Source organism: Agrobacterium vitis (genome assembly GCF_014926405.1).
In the GTDB taxonomy this organism is placed as follows: domain Bacteria; phylum Pseudomonadota; class Alphaproteobacteria; order Rhizobiales; family Rhizobiaceae; genus Allorhizobium; species Allorhizobium vitis_H.
In genome coordinates this window covers 987,361-1,008,265 of record NZ_JACXXJ020000003.1, presented here as the reverse complement: position 1 = coordinate 1,008,265, position 20,905 = coordinate 987,361, and the positions used below count along the sequence as shown (strand labels likewise).

17 protein-coding genes are annotated in these 20,905 nt (G+C 59.9%); 7 read left to right on the top strand and 10 right to left on the bottom strand.

Features of this window, described 5'->3' with window-relative positions:
* Positions 1 to 2 precede the first annotated feature (2 nt).
* Positions 3 to 1,292 carry an amidohydrolase family protein gene (locus IEI95_RS05890; RefSeq protein ID WP_156532086.1) on the top strand — a complete coding sequence of 430 codons (1,290 nt, stop codon included), beginning with the start codon at positions 3 to 5 and terminating at the stop codon, positions 1,290 to 1,292.
* Here IEI95_RS05890 and IEI95_RS05885 read toward each other — a convergent pair.
* The 10 genes from IEI95_RS05885 to IEI95_RS05840 all read right to left on the bottom strand — a co-directional run bounded on the left by IEI95_RS05885 (position 1,286) and on the right by IEI95_RS05840 (position 14,000).
* The gene (locus IEI95_RS05885) at positions 1,286 to 2,920 is read right to left on the bottom strand and encodes an amidohydrolase family protein (RefSeq protein ID WP_234934171.1); all 1,635 of its coding nucleotides are present in this window, start codon (positions 2,918 to 2,920) and stop codon (positions 1,286 to 1,288) included. The genes IEI95_RS05890 and IEI95_RS05885 overlap by 7 nt on opposite strands.
* A complete protein-coding gene (locus IEI95_RS05880; protein WP_156532088.1) occupies positions 2,917 to 3,963 on the bottom strand; it encodes a questin oxidase family protein in 1,047 nt (348 codons plus the stop codon). The genes IEI95_RS05885 and IEI95_RS05880 overlap by 4 nt, the downstream gene beginning before the upstream one ends.
* A 14-nt stretch (positions 3,964 to 3,977) precedes the next feature.
* Positions 3,978 to 4,796, bottom strand: coding sequence for a creatininase family protein (locus tag IEI95_RS05875; protein WP_156532089.1), 819 nt, complete (start codon positions 4,794 to 4,796; stop codon positions 3,978 to 3,980).
* Complete coding sequence (locus tag IEI95_RS05870) at positions 4,793 to 6,274, bottom strand: SidA/IucD/PvdA family monooxygenase (RefSeq protein ID WP_156532090.1); 1,482 nt, start codon at positions 6,272 to 6,274, stop codon at positions 4,793 to 4,795. Before IEI95_RS05870 ends, IEI95_RS05875 begins: the two co-directional genes overlap by 4 nt.
* Positions 6,267 to 7,064: an ABC transporter permease gene (locus IEI95_RS05865; protein ID WP_156532091.1), complete on the bottom strand. Its 798-nt coding sequence runs from the start codon at positions 7,062 to 7,064 to the stop codon at positions 6,267 to 6,269. Before IEI95_RS05865 ends, IEI95_RS05870 begins: the two co-directional genes overlap by 8 nt.
* Entirely contained in the window at positions 7,061 to 7,939 is an 879-nt protein-coding gene (locus tag IEI95_RS05860) for an ABC transporter permease (protein WP_156532092.1), read from the bottom strand. Before IEI95_RS05860 ends, IEI95_RS05865 begins: the two co-directional genes overlap by 4 nt.
* Positions 7,936 to 9,042, bottom strand: a complete 1,107-nt coding sequence (locus IEI95_RS05855; RefSeq protein WP_156532093.1) for an ABC transporter ATP-binding protein — start codon at positions 9,040 to 9,042, stop codon at positions 7,936 to 7,938. The genes IEI95_RS05860 and IEI95_RS05855 overlap by 4 nt, the downstream gene beginning before the upstream one ends.
* A 3-nt stretch (positions 9,043 to 9,045) precedes the next feature.
* Positions 9,046 to 10,128: an extracellular solute-binding protein gene (locus IEI95_RS05850; protein WP_234890937.1), complete on the bottom strand. Its 1,083-nt coding sequence runs from the start codon at positions 10,126 to 10,128 to the stop codon at positions 9,046 to 9,048.
* Positions 10,129 to 10,240: 112 nt separating this feature from the next.
* Complete coding sequence (locus IEI95_RS05845; RefSeq protein ID WP_070167990.1) at positions 10,241 to 11,254, bottom strand: LysR family transcriptional regulator; 1,014 nt, start codon at positions 11,252 to 11,254, stop codon at positions 10,241 to 10,243.
* A 160-nt stretch (positions 11,255 to 11,414) separates the two neighbouring features.
* Positions 11,415 to 14,000 (bottom strand): winged helix-turn-helix domain-containing protein, encoded by a 2,586-nt coding sequence (locus IEI95_RS05840; RefSeq protein WP_156537325.1) that lies wholly within the window; start codon positions 13,998 to 14,000, stop codon positions 11,415 to 11,417.
* Between the two features lie 179 nt (positions 14,001 to 14,179).
* Here IEI95_RS05840 and IEI95_RS05835 point away from each other — a divergent pair, with 179 nt between their 5' ends.
* The 6 genes from IEI95_RS05835 (at position 14,180) to IEI95_RS05810 (ending at position 20,831) form a co-directional block, all read left to right on the top strand.
* The gene (locus IEI95_RS05835) at positions 14,180 to 15,601 is read left to right on the top strand and encodes an amidase (RefSeq protein ID WP_156537324.1); all 1,422 of its coding nucleotides are present in this window, start codon (positions 14,180 to 14,182) and stop codon (positions 15,599 to 15,601) included.
* Positions 15,602 to 15,641: 40 nt separating this feature from the next.
* The gene (locus IEI95_RS05830) at positions 15,642 to 17,195 is read left to right on the top strand and encodes an ABC transporter substrate-binding protein (RefSeq protein ID WP_156537323.1); all 1,554 of its coding nucleotides are present in this window, start codon (positions 15,642 to 15,644) and stop codon (positions 17,193 to 17,195) included.
* Positions 17,196 to 17,351: 156 nt separating this feature from the next.
* Positions 17,352 to 18,275 (top strand): ABC transporter permease, encoded by a 924-nt coding sequence (locus IEI95_RS05825; RefSeq protein WP_071584484.1) that lies wholly within the window; start codon positions 17,352 to 17,354, stop codon positions 18,273 to 18,275.
* On the top strand, positions 18,272 to 19,120 hold the full coding sequence (locus IEI95_RS05820; RefSeq protein ID WP_156537321.1) for an ABC transporter permease: 849 nt from the start codon (positions 18,272 to 18,274) through the stop codon (positions 19,118 to 19,120). The genes IEI95_RS05825 and IEI95_RS05820 overlap by 4 nt, the downstream gene beginning before the upstream one ends.
* Positions 19,117 to 19,950: an ABC transporter ATP-binding protein gene (locus IEI95_RS05815; RefSeq protein ID WP_156532099.1), complete on the top strand. Its 834-nt coding sequence runs from the start codon at positions 19,117 to 19,119 to the stop codon at positions 19,948 to 19,950. The genes IEI95_RS05820 and IEI95_RS05815 overlap by 4 nt, the downstream gene beginning before the upstream one ends.
* Positions 19,947 to 20,831, top strand: a complete 885-nt coding sequence (locus IEI95_RS05810; RefSeq protein ID WP_156532100.1) for an ATP-binding cassette domain-containing protein — start codon at positions 19,947 to 19,949, stop codon at positions 20,829 to 20,831. The genes IEI95_RS05815 and IEI95_RS05810 overlap by 4 nt, the downstream gene beginning before the upstream one ends.
* Positions 20,832 to 20,905 lie beyond the last annotated feature (74 nt).

The window sequence follows — 20,905 nt, the reverse complement described above, 5'->3', positions numbered from 1 at the left end:
CCATGTTCGATCTCATCATTCGCAATGCCAACCTGCCAGATGGCCGCAAGGGTTTCGATATTGGCCTCTCAGCGGGACGCATTACCGCCATCGAAAAGCATCTCGATGCAGTGTGCGGCGAGGAGATCGATGCAACGGGCCGTCTCGTCAGCCCACCATTTTGCGATCCGCATTTTCATATGGATGCAACGCTGTCACTTGGCATGCCGCGCATGAATGTGTCTGGCACATTGCTGGAAGGTATCGCGCTCTGGGGCGAGTTGCGACCGCTGCTGACCAAGGAAGCGCTGGTTGAGCGCGCCCTGCGCTACTGCGATCTCGCCGTCTCCCAAGGCCTGCTGTTTATCCGCAGCCATGTCGATACATCCGATCCAAGACTGGTGACGGCAGAAGCTTTGATTGAGGTGCGCGAACGGGTGGCACCCTATATTCAGTTGCAGCTCGTGGCCTTTCCGCAGGACGGATATTACCGCGCGGAAGGTGGCGTGGATTCGCTGAACAGGGCGCTGGATATGGGCATCGATATCGTCGGCGGCATCCCGCATTTCGAGCGCACGATGGAGGAGGGGCGGTTGTCGCTGGAGGCTCTCTGCCGCATTGCAGCCGAGCGGGGCCTGCCCGTGGATATCCATTGCGACGAAACCGACGATCCGATGTCTCGCCATATCGAGACGCTGGCGGCGGAAACCATTCGCCATGGGTTGCAAGGCCGGGTGGCAGGATCGCATCTCACCTCCATGCATTCCATGGACAATTATTACGTCTCCAAGCTTATTCCGCTGATGGCGGAAGCGCAGATCAACGTCATTCCCAATCCGCTGATCAACATCATGCTGCAAGGCCGCCACGATACCTATCCGAAACGCCGTGGCATGACGCGGGTGCGCGAACTGATGGCGGCAGGCCTGAACGTCTCCTTCGGTCAGGATTGCACCATGGACCCATGGTATTCAATGGGATCGGCCGACATGCTGGAGGTTGGCCACATGGCCATCCACGTCGCACAAATGGGCGGGCTCGACGACAAGAGACAGATTTTCAATGCTCTCACCGTCAATTCGGCAAAAACCATGGGTCTCGAAGGCTATGGTTTAGAGGTCGGCTGCAAGGCCGATCTCGTGGTGTTGCAGGCCGCTGACGTGTTTGAAGCCCTTCGCCTCAAGCCATCGCGCCTTTTTGTGGTCAAGGGCGGCAAGGTGATTTCCCGCACTGCGCCCCGCATTGGAGAACTGTTTCTGGAAGGCCGCCCTGCGGCTGTCGATAGCGGGCGCGATTACGTACCCGTTTACTGATCCGACATCGAATTGTAGCGGTAACGACGATAACCAGCCCCAAGGCGCAACTGTTGCAGGCTGGATTCGAGATGCGGCAGCAGGGTTTCTACCGCCTGCCAAGCATACCGGTCCGCATCCGTTTCCGGGCGTGATAGAATAGCCTCGATTTCCGCCATGACAGCATCGCGGTCAACAGTTGTCACGCGACCGCCATCCACCACCAGCCGCCCACCGACGAAGACCTGTTCTATGGCGTGACGCCCACCGCGATGCAGCAGCGCTTCCACGGGTGGCGTTCGTGAATTGATAGCCGGGCGGGCAATGCGGTCCTTGTCCATTAGCACGATATCGGCCTGCCAGCCGGGCTCCAGACGTCCCGTAAATCCACCAAATCCGGCGGAGGCCGCACCATGTTCGCTGGCCATTTGCAGCACCGCGCCCGCATCCGGCCTATCGTTCCAGAGGCCGGTTTCCCGGTGCAGCGCCCAGACCAGTTTCATTTCCAGTGTCATGTCGCGGTCGTCGGCAATATTCGACTGGTCGATGCCGAGGGCCACTGGAATGCCGTGCCGTCGCATCTCGTTGACGGGCGCAATCCCGCTGCCGAGCCTGAGGCCGGAAGAGGCGTTGTGGCAGATGGTACAGCCGCAGGAGGCGATGATGTCGAGATCCTCGCCACTCATCCAGTTGCCGTGGCCAAGCGTTACATTGGCGTCAAGGCATTGCAGTTTTTGCAGATGCTGAACCGCGCTGCGGCCATAAGTACGCCGGGCAAATTCCGCCTGCCGCTCGGTTTCGAGAAGGTGCATGTGGACATTTCCACCTGCCGCCTTGGCGGTCTCGAAAATCGTCTGCAAGGCATCATCGCTGCACCAGTGCAGATTGGCGGGCGCAAGATTCATGCGGATATGCTGTGGGCTACCCTTCATGAAACGGGCGCGCAGATCGGTATAGAATTCCATCAGCCGGGGAACTGGAATATCGGCAGCGGCCAGCTGCGGCGCAATCCAGTCTCGCGCCTTGGCGGGCAGGCGGCTCAAGATATCCGCATCCGGCTCGTAGGACAGAATATTGCGGTCGCGGATCATGAAGCAATAGCCGAGCCGCATGCCGATTTCGCCATAGGCCGAGATGGTTGCTTCTGCCGTCTGCATCCAGCTGTCAGGCGTGCCGGAAAAGCCGCTATGGATGTGCTGCACAGTCGTCGTGCCGCTTTCCAGCATTTCGATGGCCGAATAAAGCGTATCCAGCCTCTGGTCGATGCGGCGCATGGCGCGAAATTGCGGCAGCCACAGTTCCAGCGGCGCGAAAGGCACGCCTTGCATCAATGGTGTCACACCGAAATGGTGATGCGCGTTGACCAGGCCCGGCATGGCGATCATCCGGCGTGAGCCAAAGCGTGGCAGGTGGTCGTTGCCATAGCCGACCGCTTCCATCGGACCGATCTGGGCGATCATGCCCTTCTCGACGCGGATGCCGACATCGTGGCGCATGGTCATTTTGCCATCCGTGCCAAGGCCGGTCAGCACGGTGCCGGCCTCAATGCCGGTCAGCCCGCTGCCGGCATCAATGCCGGTCAGCACGGTGCCGGCCTCGATGATGCAATCTGCGCCGGGATTGTCCGGCATCGCAATGGCCTGCGTCATATCCGATAGTCTCCAATCAGGCCGAGACGCCGCGCCGCGGCCACGCGATAGAGCGGGTCTGCATAGATCGTCATTTCCTGTGCTGCCGAATAGGCAAGGCTGATATCGTGTTCGTCATAGCTGGCAGCTGCTGCCGCAAAAATCTCCGGCCAATCCGGGGCGGGCAACGCACGCCAGCGGGAGATCTCCTCCTCCGGCGGCAGGGTTGGAAAGTCCAGTTCCCGCATTAGCGCCGCAATCGCCTGCCAGAACACCCGCAGCAGGGTGCCCTGGGTTTGTCGGTCGCAGTAGGGGCTGAGCAGGCGTATCCAATGCAGGCCTGTGACCACATGAAGGGCGGCGAAATGCTGGGTGGCCGCAAATAAGCGGATGGCGACATCAGCCATTTTTTCCATCGTATCGGAGCCGATCTCTAGCCAGTCTACAACAGGAACAAAGTCGGGCAGGGCGGCAGCGTCACGCATGTTCTGCCACAGAAGATCATGAAGCGTCAGCGTGTGCATGGGGGCGATCAGCGTGACCCGGCGCAGCACTTCTGCCGGATCATCGGTGACAGGGCTTGCGCCGGTCGCAGGCGGCAGTGCCAGATAGGTGGCCGCCCAATAGGCAAGCGCAATGGCGATATCATCTTCTTTTTGGCGCAACACGCCATAGGCCGTGCGCATCAGGGCGTGGAAGGCGCTTGCCGCCACGCCCGGTGCCAGATCCGGCAGATAGTGCTTGAGCGCTGCCTCTATTCCGAGCCGGGAGACTTCAGCGGAGAAAAACAACCGCAGATCCGGCTCCCGCTCGCGTTGACCGAGAACTGAGCGCCAGCTTGCCGCATCGAGCGGCGTGGATGGCTGGCCGAAGGGCAGCAGTTTTTTATAGCTTTTATAGTGGTCGAAAAACCGGCGCATTTGGGCAGGTGTGCCGCCAATTTCGGCCAGGGCACAGAGCACCATCGGGGCGTGGTTGGCGAAGGTGCCGGTAAATTCCGATCCCCAGGCGGGCATTTCGGCGAGCAATGCCTCGACCGCCGCTGCTTTGGCTGGCGCCATCATGATGTTCTCCTCGCTCAGCACGGGTTCGAAAAGCGCGTCTGCGATGTCAGTTGCAAAAGGTCGAAGGCCTGTGTCGCAGCAATCAGGCCGACAAGCCCATCGGCGGCGCGATCAAGCACGATCTGGCCTTTCTGCGCCGTTGCATTGCTGGCATTGCCGCAGACGCCCGCCGGATGAAGATCCTGCGCCTGCCAGCCGAAACCAACGGCCCCTTCTGCTGTCAGCATGCTGCCGGATTTCTCAATTGCCACCGTCAGGGGGACGAAATTCTCGGCTTTGTCCATGGCCACCCGCTCCGGCGCGATTGCCAGCATCATGCTGGTTTCGATGTCGCCGCCATGGATGCCGTGGTCGATTTCGTCGCGTGAGAACAGGTCGTCCACCGGGGCGATGCGAAACCAGGAACAGGAAACCGCCAACATGCCAAGCTCGATACGGATATCGCGGCAGACGATGTCCATCAGCGCCATCTGGCCGCCATGGGAATTGAACAGGATCAATTTCGCGGCACCCGCACGCTTGACGCTGCGGGCCAGATCCAGCCACACATGGCGCAGGGTCTCGCCGGAGATTGCCAGCGTGCCGGGGAAGGCGATATGCTCGTCGGATTTTCCGACCGCCATGGGCGGCAGGAACAGGACGTCGGTGTCCGGTTGCAAGCGCGCCACCGTGCGCCGGATGATCTCCGCATTTATGGCCGCATCGACATCGACGGGCAGATGCGGCCCGTGTTGCTCGACAGCGGCGATGGGAAGCACCACCACGGTTTTTGAGAGATCACGTTCGGCAAAGGCCTGGGTTGAATGATCCACCCAATAGAAAGACCTGATCATGATGCTTTTTCCATCATCCGTGCTGCATTTCGGGCAGCAATATCAGCTTCGAAATCATCGCTGACCGGCAGGTCCTGCGAGCAATAGGCCTCCAGCCCCGGCAGGATTGCGTTTTCCTGATCCAGCAGCAGCCGGCGCTCGATGCCGCGCACCACCCTTGGCAGGGCATAGCGATGGCCGCTGATCGAGGTGGAATGCGGGCCGTGGCTGACGAAACTCGCGCTGTTGAAGGCAAAAACCCGGCTGACCCAGCCGTCTTCCGGCACCTTCGGCAGGAACGCATAATAGGGGTCGAGATAGGGCAATTGCGACAGCCGGGCGTCTTCTTCTCCGGCTGAAGGCGTGAAATGCTCACCCCAAACCGCGATCCTCGGGGCCAGGGTTTTCAATTCCGGGCGCGCTGAGAGATCGACATCCATGCCTGTTGCCAGCAACAGATGATCGAAGACCAGCACGCCATCGGGCGTTTTCACCGAGACTGCGCCGTCCTTTTCATACACTTCCAGCCAAGGCGTTGCGGGGCGCAGGGTAAAGCCTGGCAGGGCCATTGCTGTCTCAAAGGCGCGCACCGGTGGCGGCTGGTCGGTGCTGCGGAAAAACCGCGCTATTTGCCAGCGGGTATGGTCGGACAGCGCCCCGAAACCGCTGAGAAGCGGCGGTGCTTCCAGTGCGCGGTGCGGATTGGTGCGCGGCAGACGTGTCCGGCGAAAGCAGAGATCGACCGAGGCAGCACCGCTGTTCAGCGCGGTGACGGCATTGTCGAAGGCCGAGGCGCCGTGGCCGAGAATGCCGATCCTCTTGCCCTTCAAACGCTTAAAGTCCACCGGTCCATTGGTATGGTCATAGCGCTGCGATGGCAAAGCGTCGGAAATGAAGCGCGGTACCCGCCAGGCGCCTGCGCCGTCAAATCCGGTGGCCAGAACCACCGCCCGCGCCAGATGGCGCTCGACATGGCCCTGCCGCAGAGTGGTGACGGCCATCAGGTCGCCTTCGGGCGAGACGTCCGTCACGCTGGTCTCATTGGTAATGGCAATGTCGAAAACCTCGGCATACCAGTCCAGATAGGCCTTCCAGTCGGTGCGGGGGATGCGGCCCAGCGTCTGCCAGGCCTCAATGCCATAGCGGGTTTCGAACCAGCGACGCACCGAGAGATTGGCGACGTTGAATTCGTTGCCCACCGCCGTTTTGGGGGTGCGCAATTCTTCCATTCGGGCAAAGGTGGTCCATGGTCCTTCCGAGCCAGCCGGGGCGCTGTCGAACAGGCGGATCTGCTGGACCCCATCCCATTTCAGCGCCGCCGCTATGGTGATCGCCGACTGTCCCCCGCCAACGATGGCGACATCGCAGACGGATGGGGCAGAGACGGGCAGTGGCGCAAGCCAGGGAGCCGCCGGATAGGCGAGGGTGGCAAGATCGGCTCTTGCGGCGTCCTTTAAACGAGCAAGTGCGGCCACGGCATCGGGGAGAGGATCAAGCATGGTCTGAGGGTCCTGAAATACTGTGTTTGTGCCGGTTGCGGCGATAAAGCTCGCTGACAATGACGATCAAGGCTGTCAGCAAAAGCACCACGACCTGCATGGCGTTGAGGTCGGGCTTCAGCTCGCGCCGGAATTGCGAGGCGATAATCAGCGACAGCGGCTGGGTGCGACCGGCGAGAAACATCGAGATGGTCAGATCGGCCAGCGATAGAATAACGCCAATGGAATAGGCAGCGCCGATGGCACCCTTCAACTGCGGCAGAACGATACGGCGAAAGCTTTGCCAAGGGGTGGCCCCCAGATCGCGGGCGGCATCTTCCAGCCGTTTGTCGAGGCGGATGACGGTGGCGGCGATGATGGTGGTGGCAAACGGGATGGCGATCAAGGTTTGCGCAGCGATGAGAGCAACGGCCCCGCGTCCCAGTCCCACCCAGTTCATCAGCATGGCCTGGGCAATTGACAGCACCGTTTTCGGCACCAGAAACGGCAGGATGATCAGAAAGATGAAGACCGGGCGAAGGTGCAGCCTGGGCGAGGCAAGTGCCAGGGCCGCGCACAGACCGATCAAGGCCGCCAGGATGCCGACCGGCTGGGAGATCAGGAAACTGGTCAGGAAGCCGTTGATAAAGGTCGCATTGCTGAACAGGTCTTTGTACCAGGACAGCGTGAAGCCGCTTAAGGGAAAGGCCATCAGGCTGGAGGCATTGAAGGAAAACAGCGCCAATACGATGATCGGCAGATAGAAGAAGCCGACAGCGAGGCCAAGAGTCAGGGTGATCCGCCGGTTCATTTCAAGCCCCCCTGCAGGACGGCCCGCGCGCCTTTCAGCCGCAGCAGCAGCCAGGCCATAGCGCTTGCCGTTGCAAACAGCGCGATCAGCAGGCTCAACGCCAAGGCAGAGGCAAGCGGCCAGTCGAAGGCGGTGCCGAACAGGTTGTCGATCATCGCCATCGGGGTTGCGCCGGAGGTGCCGCCCAGCATGCTTGGTGTCAGCATGTCACCGGCGGCGAGCGCGAAGACTGCCAGCAGGCCGACAGCAAGGCCCGGCACCGTCAGCGGAAAGATTACTCGGGTGAAGGCATCGAACGGGCGGGCGCCGAGGTCGCGGGCCGCTTCGATCAACCGTCGATCGATCAATTCCGCCGAAATCCAGATCGGTAACACCATAAAGGGCAGGCAGTTATAGAGAAGGACGAGATGAGTGGTGAAGGGAGAAAACAACAGGAATTTGACGGGCTGATCGACCAGCCCAAGCCATTTCAGCACCGCATTGACCAGCCCTTCCGAGCCCAGAACCACCCGCCAGGCATAGATGCGGACGATTTCGCCGGTATAAAGCGGCGTCAACAATACGATCTGGGCGATGCCCTTCCAGGCGATAGGCAGCCGGGAAATGGCAAGCGCAATGGGATAACCGAGCACCGCCGCCAGAAGGGCGGTGACCAGTCCGGATAGAACCGCCTTGCCGATCAACAGGGCAAAGACCGGATTGGACATCATCTGCCCCCAGCTGTGCAGGGAGAGGTCCGGCACCATGACGAAAGCATCCAGATCCACCGTGAACAGACTGAAGGCTACCAGCAGCATCAGGGGCAAGAGACAGCCCAGGACCAGCAGCAGTGAGACGGGAAGCGCCAGATGCGCACGGCTGAGAGCGAGCGTCATGATGCAAGCCTCGTGATGAAGCATGAAGCGGGATCGAGCGTCATCGCGATCGTTGATCCTGGTTCCGCTGGCCGGTCTGCCATCAGCCGTACCGTCACGCCTGAAATATCCGCTTCGATCAGGTAGCGGTCGCCCTTGAAGACGACATGCCGAACCTGGGCGGAAAGAACAAGGCCGTGACCGTCCGCGTTGCCAAGCCGTAAATGCTCAGGCCGTATCACCAGGGCGGCGCGTTCGCCTTTCGCAAGACCATGGATGGCGGGAGCGGTGATGGTTCCAAGCGGCGTCCCGATGGTTGCCGTCTCTGTGCCAAGCGCCAGGATCTCGCCCTCCACCAGGCTGGCTGACCCGATGAAATCTGCCACGAACGTGTCGGCGGGTCGCGCATAAAGCGTCACCGGATCGGCTTTCTGGGCGATGCGGCCCTTGTTCATCACCACGACGATATCCGACAGCGCAAAGGCTTCTTCCTGGTCATGGGTGACATAGACGAAAGCAATGCCGAGGCGGCGTTGCAGGTCTTTCAGCTCGATCTGCAGATGCCCGCGCATCTTGCGATCCAGTGCCGAAAGCGGCTCATCGAGCAGCAGCAGATGCGGCTCGGCAATGATGGCGCGGGCCACCGCCACCCGCTGCTGCTGGCCACCGGATAGCTGATGCGGATAGCGGCTGGTGAATTCGCCCATGTGAACGGCGTCCAACGCCCGCTTCACACGCGGTGCCGGGTCCTGCGCACCACGGCGCAGGGTGAGCGAAAAAGCGACATTCTCGAACACGGTCAGATGCGGAAACAGGGCGTAATTCTGGAAGACCGTGTTCACCGGTCGTCGCTCGGGGGGCACGCCGGTGAGCGAGCGCCCGTCGAGCACCAGTGAGCCGGCATCGGGAGTTTCAAACCCGCCGATCATCCGCAGGATCGTCGTTTTGCCGCAGCCGGAGGGGCCGAGAAAGGTGGTGAAGGCGCGTTCTGGAATGTCCAGATCCACGCCATCGACCGCACGGTTGCGCCCATAGGACTTAACGAGGCCTCTTGCGGACAAGAGCATCGGCAAACCGGTTCCCGCGTTCTGGTCCGGTGCTGTCGTATCCCATGCCTGCGTCATGCCTCAACTCGCCTTGACTTCGTTCCAGATTTTCAGCCAGTCGGAATAATTGGGCGGCGCCACCGGCCACATGAAGGATTTCATCACGTCCATATCGTCTACGAAGATCGTTGCCTGTTCCTCATGCGAAAGCTTGTCTCTGATGACAGAGGAGGTGGTGGCGTAATGACCGATCCGGGCCACATCGGTGGAATAGCTCGGTCCAAGCAGATAATTGATGAATTTATAGCCGATCTCGGTTTTTTCCGGCGAAAGATTGGCAGGCATGCCGAAGCAGTCGCACCAGCCCATCACGCCAGCCTTCGGCTTGGCCATGCCCATCGGCAGTTTGGCCTGCAGCTCGTCATAGGGTACGCGCCAGGAGAAGGCGCAGGAGACTTCACCGGTGGCGAAGAGATTGGTCAGGTCGCCGATGGTCTGCCAATAGGTGCGCAACAGCGGCTTCTGGGTAATCAGCAGTTTCTTCGCTTCTGCCAGTTCCTTGGCCTCCATGACGAACACTTTGTCGCGCGGCACACCGGCAACAAGCCCGGCGATGGCGATGGATTCCAGGGCGTAATCACGCATGGCGAGTTGGCCGGAATATTTCGCATCGAAGAGCGTGGTATAGTCCGGCTCCTTGTCGAACTTGTCCTTGCGGTAGACAATCGGGTTCAGGCCCCAGAGATAGGGAATGGCAAACGTCTTGCCGGCATCGTCCATCACCTTCGGCGTGGATTTGAACACATCATACATCAGGCTGGCATTGGGAATTTTTGACAGGTCCAGCTCCTTCAGCAGACCGGCCTTGATATAGCGCCAACTGCCGTTCAGCGACGGGTTGATCATATCCCAATCGGCAGCGGCCCCGGTTTTCAGAGCGGCAAACTGTGCGTCCTCGCTGGAGAGATAGGAGAGCTTGACCTTGACGCCGGTTTCCTTTTCGAAGGCGGCGACATATTCGGGATGGCCGTTGGAGTCCCAGGTGGCCCAGACCATGTCGGAGACCGCAGCGCGTGCGATGCCCGCGTTTGAAACCACCCCTGCGGCAGCACCCGCCGCCATTCCCGCCAGCACGTCACGCCGTGTGATACCTGTCCGTTTCATGGAGCCCCATCCGGTTCTTGTTGCGATGAGGATAGTGTGCGGACTTTCGATCCAAACGGCCATAAGGCAAAGGCAATAGTGTCTATTGCGTTTGGATGCGATGGGGCTGGCGTCAGCCTGGTTGCCAGCTGGGCTGCCGACTGGAGTGCATGTGGCGCACCGGCGGGAGAGGCAAGGGGCTGACGCGGTCGAGCGCTTGTATCTCTGCACAGGCATTCTTGATCATCCGGCGCAGCCATGCCTGGTCGGGGGCATGATGTTTGCGGTCGTGCCAGAGCGTATAGAAATGCATCTGCCCCAATTCCACCGGAGCGTCCAGCACCGCAAAGGGGAAGGTTTGCGCCACCTGCTCGGCAAAATGCCGTCCGGTGGTGAAGACGAGGTCTGAGCGGGCCAGCACGTAAGGCGCGATGGAATATTCGGGCACCGTGGCGCGGATATGCCGCTTGACGCCGAGATCGAGCAATCGTCCGTCGATGGGGCTGAATTGCGCATCTCGTTCTGATGTCGGCGACAGATGGCTTTCTTCGAGATATTCATCAAGCCGGATGCGATCCCGGTCACGTCGGGCAAAACGATGCGTGGATCTGACCATGCAGACGATATCGGTCTTCAGCATCGGTGCGATGCGCAGGTGCTCCGGCGGGTGGGGCCAATTGCCGATCACTGCATCGATCCGGCCCTCCGACAATCCCGACAGAAGATCGTCTTGCGATGGCATCGGGGAGGCGTCGATGGAAATGCCGGGGGCCATGTCGGTGATCGCGCCGATCAATTGCGGCATGAAGACGGTGCCGAGACAATTGCTGGCAACCACGCGAAAATGACGAACGGATACGGCGGGATCGAACGCAGTCGGAGAAATCAAGTGGGTATCGATCCGACCGAGAATGTCATTCATGGCTGAGCGCAGTGCCATCCCGCGCTCGGTCGGCACCAGCGCACTGCCGGAACGCACCAACAGCGGGTCCTGAAAAATATCGCGCAGCCGCTTCAGGGTCAGGCTGACGGTCGGTTGCGCCTGACCCAGCAGATCGGCTGTGCGCGATACGCTGCATTCCGTCAGCAGCAAGCGCAGGGTGCGCATCATGCGGATATCGAGATTTGCATAGGCCTGCTCCGACATGCTCGTACTCCTTTGGCCGTGAGTAACTTGATGAAAAGCATTTTCTATGCCAGTTGCTGACCTGGAAACTGGAGCGTTTTGGCTTTTGAGCCATTGTTTATGCGCGACACAGCCGTCGCGAGCAAAGCTTCTAAAGGACACTTCGCGGCAATCTCACCCACTATTCGAGGGTCTTCAGAACGGCTTGGGTTCGGCTTTTCACGCCGAGCTTAGCAAAAATGTTCTTGGCATGCGATTTCACGGTATTCAAATTGATATCGAGCCTGGTGGCGATTTCGCTGTTGGAAAGCCCCCACCGCATCAATTGCAGCACGTCGTCTTCCCGCTGCGTCAACTCGGTGAGGGAGCCACGCAGACTGAGCCGGGCCTCCTGCCTTTGCCCTCCGCCGGGGTTCGGAGACGCGGCAACGGGTGAAACGAAATCGCGCAAGATGCGCCGCGTCGCCATGATGTCATCCTCAAGATCCGCAGGCTGCGTCCCCTCGGTCTCATGGGCGGGCGCGATGACAGTGGCGAGCGCTTCTGCCTGTCGCGCCATCAGAATACGGCCTTCCTGCCGCGCCCCTGCGGCAAGCACCCGCAGCTTTTCCGCTGCCGCATCGATCTGCCCTGCATTGCGCAGGATTCTGGCCTCGACAATGCGAAATGGGTCCCATATCTGCCAGGCGGAAGAGGGAAACCTGTTGCGCGCCTCGGGCAATTGCAGCGACAGCCGTTCCCATTCGCGGCGGCCCTCTGCGGGGCTGTTGAGACGAAAGGCCCGGTCGGCCCGCTCTATACCGAGCTGGAATTCGAGGCGAAAATCTTCCGCCTCATAGGCTCTCCTGCTGGCACGAACGAGAAGTGCCGTTGCCTCCTCGACCCGGCCAATTATATCGAGAAGCCGCACGAGACCGGTTGTGGCAATGAGGATCCGTTCGCACAGCCCGGAAACATCCGTTGCCTTTTCAGCCGGGATCGCCCGTCGCCACAGGCGCTCGGCCTTTTCAAGATCATTGTCGTCATAGGCAATCAGTCCCAAAAGCGCCGAGGGCAGGGCGACCATGTAGGAGTGTTCCCCGAAATTCTGCTCGGCAATCGCCAGGGCTTCGACAATCACATGCCGGGCTTCCTGAAACAGCGCACGGGCGAGGTAGGACATGGCGGCAATGCAGCGGGAATGAATCCCGCCCCAATGGCAGGCCATGTCGTCATAGACGCCGTTTGCCCGCCATGTCAGCCGCTCTGCCAGATCCAGCTTGCCCAGATTGAAGGCGACATAGCTGTGAATGGAGTCGAGGTCGACTTGTCCAAAAGCCAGCCGGTCAAGCTCTTTTCCGGCCAGTTGGGAGAGGTGAAAGCTTCCGACTGTGAAATCACCGCCATAGGCACCGATAAGCGCCCGCATGAGATGAAGCCGTCCGCTGAGATCAAGGCCGGTTCGTGTCGCGATGACGGATACAGGGCTGTTGGGGTCGCTGGCTGCCGCTTCTATCGTCTGAAGGGTTTGCTCGGCTTGCAAGAAGCGGCGCATGTTGATGGATCGCCACACGTGCAGGAAAAGCAGCAGCGGCCTTTCCTCGCAGGCCTCTCGGGGCAGTTGCTGCATCCAGCGGGAATAGGTGTCAAAACGGCCATGGCTGAGATAGTCGTACAGACAGTAGGTTTCGATCAACTCCGCCGCCCATTTGGACTGGCGCGCGAGAAAGGCATGACGGACGGCATCGACCGGCGAACCATTGTCGATGAACCATTGCGCGGCGCGGGCGTGAATGTCTTCGACAGCAGGCCGGTCGTCGCCATAAAGGCGGGTTTGCAGAAACTCCTGAAACAGATGGTGATATTTGTACCAACGCTGCGTTCCCGGAAGCTCAACGACAAACAGTTGGCTTTGCTCCAGGAAGGCCAGCATCCGGTCCCCGTCATGCCGACCGGTCACAGCGTTGCAGAGGTCGGCATTCAGCGTTTCCAGCAGGGAGGTCTTGGCGAGGAAGTCACAAACCTCGGCAGGCAGTCCGGCAATCACTTCCTCCAGGAAATAGTCGGCAAATGCGCGATGGCTTCCAGATGGCGCAGCTGCGACGAAATTGCCCGTCGCTCGCCCTGTGACCAGGGCTGCCAGCCGCAGGCCGACCGCCCAACCCTCGGTATGATCATGCATCTGGCGGCTTTCGTCTGCCGTCAAGGCGACATTGGAGGCGGTGCGGAAAAACGCCTCGGTCTCTTCCTCACTGAAATGCAGGTCTTCCACGGCAATGTCGATCATCTCGCCGTTGGCCCGGTACCGGCCAACGGGTATGGCAGGCCGGTTGCGGCTGGCGAGCACGACGGTCAGGCTCGGCAAGCGGCTGGCGAGGATCGTATTGATCGCCTCGCCACCATCGCCGCCTTCGGCCAGATGGTAATCGTCGATAAACAAGGCCAGCGGCTGGCGGATGGATTGATCGGTGAGCAGAGCCGTCAAGCGTTGCAGCGCGTCGGCGCGATCAAGGGAGGGCAGATGATCGCGATTATCAGCGATCGATTGCTGAAGTGCCTGGAGCAGGCCCTCGGCGAAATTGAACGGATCTTTGTCGTCTTCGCTTGCCGAATACCAGACGGTCGAAAACCCGGCATCCGACAGGCTCCGATGCCATTGGGCGAGAAGCGTGGTCTTGCCGGAGCCAGCCGGTGCATGAACGAGTGCCAGCCGGTGTTTGCTGAGAAGCTGCGACAGGCGCGTCAGGCGCGGACGGTCGATCAGGCCTGTCGAAGCGCTGGGCGGCACAGATCGTCTGTTTAAAAGGCGCGTTCGTTGCACAGGTCCCCCTGAAAATCATTGAGTTCGCTGAGCCTATCACTCTTTAGGGTGAGATTGGAAAATTTTAGCATCTCACCCTTCGGGATCATGCCAAAAATAAGTGCTGGCCGTATTTTTAGGCAACTTCGCCATTGGAGGCCGGAAAATTGCAGTTAAGCGAATATCGAACCTATGATGCGACTGGGCTGGCAGAGCTTGTTAGAAAGGGAGACGTTCAGCCAACCGAACTGCTGGAAACCGCGCTTGCCGGCGTGGCGGCGACCAATCCCGCATTGAACGCCATTGTCGCAACATTCGAAGACGAAGCTCGCCGCTTCATAAAGGAAGAGCTGAAGGATGGCCCGTTCAAAGGCGTCCCTTTCGTTCTGAAGGACCTCACCGCGCATTACGCCGGGCAGCCCACGGGGGCCGGATGGCCGCCGCGCGCCGCTGTCACGCCGCAGCAAGACAGCGAATTGGTGCGCCGCTTCAAGAAGGCCGGGCTTGTCACTTTTGCCAAGACGGCTGTGCCGGAGCTGGCCATGGACTGGACGACCCGTTCGCGGGCGCATGGCGTCACCAATAATCCATGGAATCCGGGTCGCACGGCGGGGACGTCCAGCGGTGGCACCGCAGCGGCAGTTGCGGCGGGCATCGTGCCAATGGGTCACGGCAATGACGGCGGCGGTTCGATCCGTGTGCCATCCTCCGTCTGTGGATGTTTCGGCATGAAGCCGAGCCGGGGCCGCAATCCGGTTGCACCTGCGGGAAGCACCTGGCAGGGCATGCTGGTGGAACATGCGCTAACCCGCTCCGTCCGCGATAGCGCCGCCCTTCTCGATGCGACCGCCGGACCGCATAGAGGGCAATTCTTCAACAGTCCCGCAGGGGGTCAATTCGCGGACGAGGTGGGACGCGATCCCGGCAAGCTGAGAATTGCCGTTTCGACCAGGGCGCCTTACGGCGCAGAAACCCATGCTGATTGCAAGGCTGCGGTCGCCGAGACCGTCAAGCTGCTTGAGAGCCTGGGTCATCATTGCGAGCCCTTCGATATCGACTTGCCTGATGACGGCTGGGATGCTTTTGAGACCTATATTCTCGCCGAATACGCAACCGACATGCGTCTTGAGGAAGGCGTCCTCGGGCGCAAGCTGACGCAGGATGATTTTCCGCAGATGCTGTGGGACATGATCGAGGCTGGAAACCGCATCAGCGCGGTTGATGTCAATATCGCCACGACGCGCCTGCATGAGGTGGCCTCAGCCGTCTCCTCGACATTCGAAACCTTTGATGTCTTCCTGTCGCCAACGCTAGCCCAGCCACCGCTTCCGCATGAGGCTTTCCCCGCATCGACCTCGATGCGCGGACACTATGCGTTTTATCTGTCGTGGATGCCTTATACGCATATCTTCAACGTCAATGGATCACCGGCCATGTCGGTGCCGCTCGTCTGGAACGACGAATGCCTGCCGATTGGCGTTCAGTTTGCGGCTGCACCGACTGGCGAAGGTTTGTTGTTCAGACTTGCCGCGCAGCTCGAGGTCGCTCGTCCATGGAGCCATCGACGACCGCAGATTTCGGTCGCATGAAACTGAAACGCATAAAAATACAAAACAAAGGGAACGATGCATGAACCACAAACCAGACAAATCCCCGCTTGCCCGCAGCACCGCTGCCGTGGTCGTACTTGCCGCAGCTCTCACCGGGTTTTCAGCCAGCGCTGCCGAGCTGACTGTTGCGCGCTCTGTCGATGCCGATGGCCTCGATCCGCAAAAGGCAAGCACGACACAGTCCTTGCAGATCACCAACCTGATCTTCGATACATTGCTGACGATGGCCAAGGACGGTTCCGTCCATCCGGGCCTGGCCAGTGCCTGGACGATGGCACCGGATGGCAAATCCTATGATTTCACCATCCGCGATGGCATTAAATGCCACGATGGCAGCACGTTTGATGCGGCGGCGGCCAAGGCCAGCCTGGATCGGGCGCTTGATCCTGCGACCGTCAATCCGAACCTCTCGGCCTGGGGCCCAATTACCAAAAGCAGCGTCGAGGGCAAGGTGCTGAAAGTCACTCTGTCCGAACCCTATGGTCCCTTCACATCCTTCCTGACCAGCATCCAGGCGGGTTTTATCTGCCCGTCCTCGGCAGCGGCCAAGGAATTCAAGCCGATTGGCACCGGCCCGTTTAAATTCGTCAACTGGACCCGCAATGACAGCATCCAGCTGGAGGCGAATGCCGATTACCAGAACGCCAACCCACTGATCGAAAACCCCGGCAAACCGCATATCGACATGCTGACCTTCAAGGTCATTCCGGAAGCGGTGGCCAGAATGGCCGCCCTGCGCTCCGGCGAAGTCGATATGGTCGAGCCATCTCTGGAAGAAGCCGCCGACCTGAAGGCCGACAGCAATTTCAAGGTCTACGCAGCAGACCTGTCCGGCCAGCAAATGCTGGCCGCCTTCACCTGGAAGATCAAGCCGCTCGACAATCCGGATATCCGCAAGGCGATCGGCATGGCAATGAACCGCGACGCCTACGCGTCGATTGCCTTTGAAGGCCTCGTCAACACCGCCAATTGCCCTGTGGCACCGAACCTGTTCTCGACCGATGAGGCACTTTGCGCCACCTGGGGCGTCAAATTTGACCCCGAAGCCGCCAAGGCTTTGATGGCCAAGGCGGGCTACACGCCGGAAAAACCGCTGAAGGTGAAGCTTCTCGTTCACAAGCTGCCGGGCTGGGACCAGATGCACCAGATCATGCAGCAGGATCTGGCGGCCATCGGCGTTCAGGCCGAGATCGAGACCCGCGAAGTGGCCGCTTATTTCGACTATATGAAAGGCGTCAACGAACGCACCGATGGCGAACCTGCCGTCTGGACCATGGGCATGTCGGGTGTCGATCCGGACTACCTCACTTTCCTTTGGAAACGTCCCGGCTTCGTCAATATGGGCATCAACGCCGACCTCGACGGCATGCTGGACGAGCAGCGCAAGCTTTCAGGTGATGCACGGGCCGCCAAGATCCATGATATTGAAAAATATCTGATGCAGAATGCCTATGCGATCCCGCTGCTGTCGCCTGGTTGGGGCTGGTTGATGGCATCGACATCGAAAGTCGATGGCTTCAAGATGGGCTTCATGGTCTCGCTGCTTTTCAACGACGTAAGCGTCAAGCCATAATGGGGAATCGCTGCTCCGGCTACTGCATCATTCTTTAAACCGGAATCGGTTTAAAGAGAAAATTATGCAGCATATATAACGAACTACAGCGCGGTGCGCCATATATTGCGCACGGCGCTGTAGGCCGGGGCAGCCTTCCGATACAGACGGGTTCCAATGCTTGTTCTCATTTTAAAACGGCTGCTCATTGCTCTGGCAACGGTTGTGTCTGTCATTATCCTGTCGGGCATTCTCATCCATATCGTCCCTGGCGATCCGGTCACCGCGATGATGGCGCAGTCCGTAACCGCAAGTCCGGAAGCGATGGCGCAAATGCGGGCCAGGCTGGGGCTTGATCTGCCGGTATGGCAGCAGGTGGGGCTCTATACCTTGCACGTTTTCCAGGGTGATCTTGGCATGACAATCCGCGGCAACGAACCTGTCGCAAGATTGCTGCTCCAGCGGTTGCCGAACACCTTTGTTCTGGCGGTTTCGGGGCTCGGCGTTGCGCTTGCCATCGGCATACCGCTTGGTTTTCTGGCGGCAATTCACCGCGGAAAGCTGACCGATACGGCGGTCATGGTGATTGCGGTGCTGGGTGTCTCCATCCCCGGTTTCTGGTTAGGGCTGATCATGATCCAGGTGTTTTCGCTGAAGCTCGGCTGGTTGCCAGTCGCGGGTTCGGGTTTGCGCAACATTATCCTGCCAGCCTTGACCCTGGGTCTGACCTACTGCGCCCTGGTGGCGCGCATGACGCGCTCCGCCCTCGTCGAGGTCCTGGCCGAGGATTATATTCGCACGGCCCGTGCGCGCGGGCTTCGTGAATATCAGGTACTTTTGGTTCATGCCCTGAAGCCGGCGTTGATCAGTATCGTCACGGTGGTCGGGCTGGTCTTTGCCTATCTCCTCGGCGGTCAGGTGATCATCGAGAACGTCTTTTCGTGGAATGGCATCGGCCGCCTGGCCGTCCAGGCCATGCTGGAGCGTGACTATCCGATGATCCAGGGCTTCATTGTTGTCTTCGCCAGTTCGGTTGTCATCGTTTCGATGCTGATCGACATTCTCTACGGCTTTCTTGATCCCCGCATGAGGCAAAGATGACCAGCATCGCAAAACGCAGCATGTTTTCTCTCAGATTGCCTGTCAGTGTGACGATAGGGCTGGCCTTGGCACTTGTCATCGTGCTGCTTTCTCTGCTGTCATCCTATATTGCTCCGTTTGATCCGATGAGGATGGCGTCAGGGCCCCGGTTGTCGGCGCCATCGGCAGCGCATCTTTTCGGAACCGACGAATTTGGCCGCGACCTTTTCAGCCGCGTGCTGCTCGGCGGGCGGTTGTCGCTTGGCATCGGCCTCAGCGCTGTCGTCAGCGGTCTGGTGATCGGCGGTCTCATCGGTCTGATCGCCGCTTTCGGTGGCCGGCTTGTTGAGGCTTTGCTGTTGCGGCTTATCGATGTGCTCTATTCGTTTCCCGATACGTTGATCGCCCTTGCGCTGGTGGCTTTCCTCGGGCCTGGAATAGAGAACGCAACGCTGGCAATTGCCATCAGCCTCGTTCCCTTTTATGCGCGGGTGGCCTACGGCCTTGCGGCTGCCGAGCGGGCAAAACCCTATGTCGAGGCCGCCAGACTTGCAGGCACCCGGTCCGCGCGGCTGGTCCGTGTCCATGTCATGCCGAATATCGTGCAAAGCCTGATCGTTATGGCAACACTCGGATTTTCGTCCGCCATCCTGTCCGCCGCCGGACTGTCGTTTCTGGGGCTTGGGGTCCAGCCGCCATCGCCTGAATGGGGCGCTATCCTTGCCTCGGGGCGCAATTATATCACCAAAGCCCCGTGGATATTGATCTTTCCGGGATTGGCGATCTGCCTCACCGTCCTTTCCTTCAATCTGATCGGTGACAGTCTCAGGGACCTCATCGACCCCCGCCGAAAGGCAAGGCCATGACGCAACCTTATCTGCGAGTCCGCGATCTGACGGTTGCCTTCCCCACCAGACAAGGGCCGTTCGCCGCTGTCGACGGTGTCGGGTTCGACCTTGCCCGGGGAGAGATCCTCGCCCTTGTCGGCGAATCCGGCAGCGGCAAGAGCATGACGTCGCTGTCGATCATGCGTCTTCTGCCCGAGGCGGGGACAATGTCAGGCACAATCGAGATCGACGGGCAGAATATTGCAGGGCTCCAGCGCCGGGACATGGAAGATGTGCGTGGCGCCAAAATCGGCATGATCTTCCAGGAGCCGATGACGTCGCTCAATCCGGTCCTGACCATAGGCCGCCAGATGAGCGAAGGCTTGATCCGCCATAAGGGTATGGCGCGTCGTCTGGCGCTGGAGCAGGCCATTGCCGCTCTTGAGGATGTCCGTATTCCCGAACCCCGGCGCATTCTCGGTCAGTATCCGCATCAACTGTCCGGCGGTATGCGCCAGCGTGTGATGATTGCCGCTGCCCTGACCCTGAAACCCGGCGTGCTGATTGCCGATGAGCCGACCACAGCACTTGACGTGACAGTCCAGGCGCAGGTGCTGGATCTGCTTGTTGATCTCAAACTGCGCCACGGGTCAGGCATTCTGTTGATCACCCATGACATCGGTGTGGTTGCCGAAACGGCGGATCGTGTCGCGGTCATGCGCGGTGGGCGCATCGTTGAAACAGGCCCGGTCGCGCAAATTCTATCTGCGCCGCAGCATGACTATACCAAAGCGTTGCTGGCCTCGCATCTGACCGTCGAACGGGCCATGCAGCAGCGCCGCGACAAGACAAAGGCCAATGCCAGATGACCACAGAACCAATCCTGGCCCTTGAGACTATCCGCAAGGTATTTTCCGCGAACGGGCGAGAGGTGAGGGCGCTCAACGGTGTGTCTCTCAGTCTCGGGCGCGGCGAAACGCTCGGGGTGATCGGCGAAAGCGGTTCCGGTAAATCGACGCTGGGCCGTATCGCCGTCGGGCTTGAAACCGCTGATAAAGGCACGATCCGCATCGGCGGCACCGATATTGCCGGTCTTTCAGCGCCGCTGCGCCGTGAGGCGTTTCGCCATTGTCAGATGATCTTTCAGGATCCATATTCCTCTCTCAATCCCAGACTGAAGATCGGTCGCCAGATCGGGGAGGGGATCTACGCCACTGGCGTCGCCAATTGGAAAGAAATCGGCGAGAGCGTTGCGGATCTCCTGGAGAAAGTTGGGCTCAAGCGGGACTATGCGGATCGCTATCCGCATGAGTTTTCCGGCGGCCAGCGTCAACGTATCGCCATTGCCCGTGCACTTGCGCCAGGGCCGCAGGTGGTGATTGCCGATGAACCCGTTTCTGCCCTTGATGTCAGTATTCAGGCCCAGATTCTCGACCTTCTGGCCGATTTGCAGAAAGAGAATTTTCTCTCCTACCTGTTCATCTCGCATGACATGGCAGTCGTTGCCCATCTCTGCGACCGGGTCGCCGTGATGCATCATGGTCGCATCGTGGAATATGGTCCGGTCGAAGCGATCGTTGAAAATGCCCGGCATCCTTACACGAAGAGCCTGCTTGAAGCCGTTCCTCGCCTTGGCCGCCGCCGTAGCGGTGAGCGACGCACGCCCGTTTCGCTCCCCATCCATAATGATGATGATCCCTATGAGGCGGTTTCGCCCGGCCATTGGGTCTTGGCGCATAGCCCTATGTAATGGATTGGGGACCCTGCGGCGTTACGGCATCTTTTTTGCATCTGTCTTTTCAAAAGAACGTGACGCGCAACAAT

What these genes read in the sequence shown, in the direction of transcription:
- IEI95_RS05865 (WP_156532091.1), bottom strand. Translation starts at nt 7,064, where the DNA reads ATGAACCGGCGGATCACCCTGACTCTTGGCCTCGCTGTCGGCTTCTTC.
- IEI95_RS05885 (WP_234934171.1), bottom strand. Translation starts at nt 2,920, where the DNA reads ATGACGCAGGCCATTGCGATGCCGGACAATCCCGGCGCAGATTGCATC.
- IEI95_RS05825 (WP_071584484.1), top strand. Translation starts at nt 17,352, where the DNA reads ATGCTTGTTCTCATTTTAAAACGGCTGCTCATTGCTCTGGCAACGGTT.
- IEI95_RS05845 (WP_070167990.1), bottom strand. Translation starts at nt 11,254, where the DNA reads ATGTCGGAGCAGGCCTATGCAAATCTCGATATCCGCATGATGCGCACC.
- IEI95_RS05820 (WP_156537321.1), top strand. Translation starts at nt 18,272, where the DNA reads ATGACCAGCATCGCAAAACGCAGCATGTTTTCTCTCAGATTGCCTGTC.
- IEI95_RS05810 (WP_156532100.1), top strand. Translation starts at nt 19,947, where the DNA reads ATGACCACAGAACCAATCCTGGCCCTTGAGACTATCCGCAAGGTATTT.
- IEI95_RS05880 (WP_156532088.1), bottom strand. Translation starts at nt 3,963, where the DNA reads ATGATGGCGCCAGCCAAAGCAGCGGCGGTCGAGGCATTGCTCGCCGAA.
- IEI95_RS05850 (WP_234890937.1), bottom strand. Translation starts at nt 10,128, where the DNA reads ATGAAACGGACAGGTATCACACGGCGTGACGTGCTGGCGGGAATGGCG.
- IEI95_RS05870 (WP_156532090.1), bottom strand. Translation starts at nt 6,274, where the DNA reads ATGCTTGATCCTCTCCCCGATGCCGTGGCCGCACTTGCTCGTTTAAAG.
- IEI95_RS05860 (WP_156532092.1), bottom strand. Translation starts at nt 7,939, where the DNA reads ATGACGCTCGCTCTCAGCCGTGCGCATCTGGCGCTTCCCGTCTCACTG.
- IEI95_RS05875 (WP_156532089.1), bottom strand. Translation starts at nt 4,796, where the DNA reads ATGATCAGGTCTTTCTATTGGGTGGATCATTCAACCCAGGCCTTTGCC.
- IEI95_RS05890 (WP_156532086.1), top strand. Translation starts at nt 3, where the DNA reads ATGTTCGATCTCATCATTCGCAATGCCAACCTGCCAGATGGCCGCAAG.
- IEI95_RS05830 (WP_156537323.1), top strand. Translation starts at nt 15,642, where the DNA reads ATGAACCACAAACCAGACAAATCCCCGCTTGCCCGCAGCACCGCTGCC.
- IEI95_RS05855 (WP_156532093.1), bottom strand. Translation starts at nt 9,042, where the DNA reads ATGACGCAGGCATGGGATACGACAGCACCGGACCAGAACGCGGGAACC.
- IEI95_RS05815 (WP_156532099.1), top strand. Translation starts at nt 19,117, where the DNA reads ATGACGCAACCTTATCTGCGAGTCCGCGATCTGACGGTTGCCTTCCCC.